Source organism: Micrococcus sp. HMSC31B01 (genome assembly GCF_001816085.1).
Lineage (GTDB): Bacteria > Actinomycetota > Actinomycetes > Actinomycetales > Micrococcaceae > Micrococcus > Micrococcus luteus.
Window position 1 is genome coordinate 1 of sequence record NZ_KV824890.1, and the last position, 3,352, is coordinate 3,352.

Consider the following 3,352-nt stretch of genomic DNA (forward strand, 5'->3'; position numbering starts at 1 on the left):
CCACCCGGGCGGCCCAGGACTGCGAGCGCTGGGCCTCGGCCATGCCGGGCGCCCCGTCCCGCACGAGCGCGGCGATGCCGGCGCGGATCGCTTCCGAGGAGCGCGCGACGCCGAGCCCCACGCGGTTGCGCTCGAGGAAGTCCGCGATCCCCATGTCCGCGAAGCAGAGCACGGGGTAGCCGCGCTCGATCAGGGACATGGTCTTGTAGGGGAAGCTGAACCGGGCGTACTCGCCGCCCAGCAGCACCACGCCCACCACGGTCCGCGTCGCGGGGACGTACCACTCGAGCGGGACCGTGGTGATCCGCAGCCCGGGCCGGTCCGCCAGGCCGTGCTCGGCCAGCAAGTCCTCCAACACGGAACGCTCCCCCGCGCGCACGACGAAGTCGAGTCGCACCTGCGGGTCGAGCGTCCCGACGGCGGTGAGGTACTGGCCCAGGCCGTAGATCCCGCCCACGCCTCCGGCGTACAGCAGGGTGACGCCCTCCTCGCCGATCGCCGGGGCGTCGGCGGGGACGGTGTTCGCCGGGGACACGGCCGGCGGCAGCGGCAGCCAGTCCACGGGCCCGCGGCCGTGGCGGGCCAGCAGGGCGTCGAAGCCGGCCCCGGACTCCGCAGACGGAGCCGCCAGCCGGTCCGCGGCCGCCGCCATCGCATCGAACTCGGCGAGCCCACGCTCCTGGACGTCGCGCCGCGCGTCGGCATCCTCGAGGTACCCGTCGATCTCGTCCAGCCAGTGCAGGTCACGCACGAACCAGACGCTCGTGCCGCCTCCGGCCGAGAAGCGGGCCATGACGTCCGCGAGTGCGGAGGTCACCCGGCCGACCGGGATCGGCGACGTCGAATTCTCGCCGTAGAGGAGTCCGAGGGGACGGCCGGCGGCGAGCGCCTCGTCCAGGACCCGGAGCCGCCGGTCGAAGACACCCGGGACGGAGGAGAGCCGCAGCGCCGCGGCGGGCTCGGAGAGGGCGTCGTTCATGTTGCGCACCCGCTGGGGACGGGCCCCGTCGGTGCGGTCCTCGAGCGGCGAGGTGGAGAAGAACACGTCCAGCGGGCCGTCGTGCCGGAGCACGGCGAGGTCCTCGAACGTCCGGTCCACGCGACCGGTCATCGCGGCGCGGTAGGCAGACAGCAGGTCGGTGGTGCCGCCGTCGACGGTGTCGACGGCGGAGTGAGTCTCGGGCCCCCCGTGCAGGGCCGCGGCGAGCTCCGTGACGAGGCGCAGCCCGCGCCCCGTCCGCACGCCCGGATGGCCCGCGGCCCACGCGCCCGAGCCGATGGTGTCCTCCACCACCAGCCGTTCCGCGAAGCCGGTGCCGACCAGGAGTTCACCGACGGCCGCGTGGTCGCGCGACGAGCCCACGAGGACCACGTGCGTGGCGCCGCCGAGCCGGGTCGCCGCCACCGCGTCGAACGCGCGTCCTGCGGCGAGGTCGCGGGTGCGGTAGAGGGCGGAGGCCGAGAGGCTGCGGAGCGAGGCGCCCGGCACCGTGTCCACCGCGGTCTGGAGCGCCTCCATCTGCGCGGCGAGGCGATCGGCGTCGACGTGTTCCGGATGGAGGACGACGACGCGCGGCGTCTCGGCCTCCGCCGCGAGCGGCGCCAGCGTCTGCGGCGCGAGGCCGACGCGCGGATGCCGGAGGTGGGCGCTGCGCGAGCCCTTGGACAGGGCCTTGTCGAACTCCCACTCGTCGGCCAGGAACAGCCGGTCGACCGCCCGCGTCAGGGCTGCGAAGTCCTCCTCGGCGTGCCGTCGTGCCGCGGAGAAGTCCAGGTCGCCGCGGCGGAGCAGGGGGATGAACTCCTCCTCCACATGCCGGGCGGCGAAGCCCGCGGCGCCGAGCCCGGAGGCGAGGATCGCGTCGTAGGCGCCCGCGGCCGTGACCCGGCGCATCTCGCGCGCGATCTGGGCGCCGGCGGCGCGCAGGGCGTGGGTGCCTGTCCACGGGTAGAGCGGGGCCGGGGCAAGGCCGGGCCGCCGGCGCAGCCAAGCGTGCGAGGCGACGTCGAGGACGTCGACCACGTGGCCGCTGTCCCGCAGATCCTGCAGCAGCAGACCCTCCGCCGGGCCCGTGCCGGTCGTCAGCAGCAGCACGGTGCTCACGCGTTCTCCTCCCCTCGCCCGCCCGGGCCCGCCGCCAGACCCATCAACGCCATCTCGTGGTCGACGGTGTGCTCCGGCGACGTCTGGGCGCGGACCCGGGCTGCCGCGGCCTGGGACATCCGCAGGAACAGGTCCGGGTCCTCCATGAGCCGTCGCAGGCCGTCGGCCAGCCCGGCCACGTCCTCGACGCCGGCGATCATCGCGCAGTCCTCGTCCACGAACTCCCGGACGGCGCCGGCGTCGTTGGTCACGGGCACGAGCCCGGAGGCCATCGCCTCGTCCCGCGAGACGCCCTGGGAGTCGAGCCGGGTGGGCACCAGGAACACGCCGTGCTCCCGGTGCAGGGCCGCGATCTCCTCCTGGACGGCGTAGCGGCGCTCCACCGTGACGTTCGCGTCGTCCGCGAAGGCCGCCTCGAAGAGGCCGAAGTGCTTGCCGTCGCCGATCACGGTGACCTGCATGCGGTCCCACAGGGGCGTGTCCCGCAGGCGCTCGAGGGCCCGGACGGCGAGGTCCGCGCCGTAGTTGAGGTTCGCCGCGGAGCGGACCCACAGCACGCGGAAGCGCTGCTCGGGGTCCTTGGGCACGAAGCGGAACAGGTCCGTGTCGATCACGTTGTGCACGATCGCCGTGCGTTGCCCCGGGAAGACGAGCTCCATGTCCTCCTGAGCCGCTCGGCGCCACCAGCGGGAGACGAAGACGAACCGCTCGGGGCCGTGCGGGTGCTCGAGCACCTCACGCCAGAAGCGCTGGCGTTCCAGGGTGTCGACGATCGCGTCGTCCACCTGCCCCTGGGTCCGGTGGTTGCGCACGGTCCGGATCCACCGGCGCGACTCGAAGCCGTGCATGAACACGAAGAAGCGGTGCCCGGCCAGCGCGTCCTGGATCGGCTCCCAGAGGGAGCGGACGAGGAAGTGGGCCGCCACGGACTCGTAGTGCCGCGTGCGCAGCATCTCGGCCGCCTCCGCGCCCCGGCCCACCAGCACGTGGACGCCGTCATACTCGTAGGAGCGGGGTTCGGCGGACCGGTCGATCACCGCGACGTCGACGCGGACGCCGGCGGCCTGGAAGTACTTGACCCGGCGGTGCACGAAGCCGTTGCCGTAGGGGTTCTCGAGGGTGGGGTACACGCCCACCACGACCAGGTGTCGCGGCGCGTCGTCGCCGAGCTGGTCGGCGGCGTCCGCCCGTGCGAGGTGGTCGGCGACCCGCCTCGGCGCGGCGGCCAGGTCCTCGTCCTCGTGGCCC

Annotated in this window: 2 protein-coding genes; both read right to left on the reverse strand. The window is 74.3% G+C overall.

The window, feature by feature from the left end; translation table 11 throughout:
* Positions 1-2,104 (reverse strand): glycosyltransferase family protein (locus HMPREF3105_RS01275; RefSeq protein ID WP_070708589.1); only part of this gene is annotated, 2,104 nt, incomplete at its 3' end.
* A partial coding sequence (locus HMPREF3105_RS01280) for a glycosyltransferase family 4 protein (protein WP_070708590.1) occupies positions 2,101-3,352 on the reverse strand: 1,252 nt, incomplete at its 5' end. The genes HMPREF3105_RS01280 and HMPREF3105_RS01275, both read right to left, overlap by 4 nt.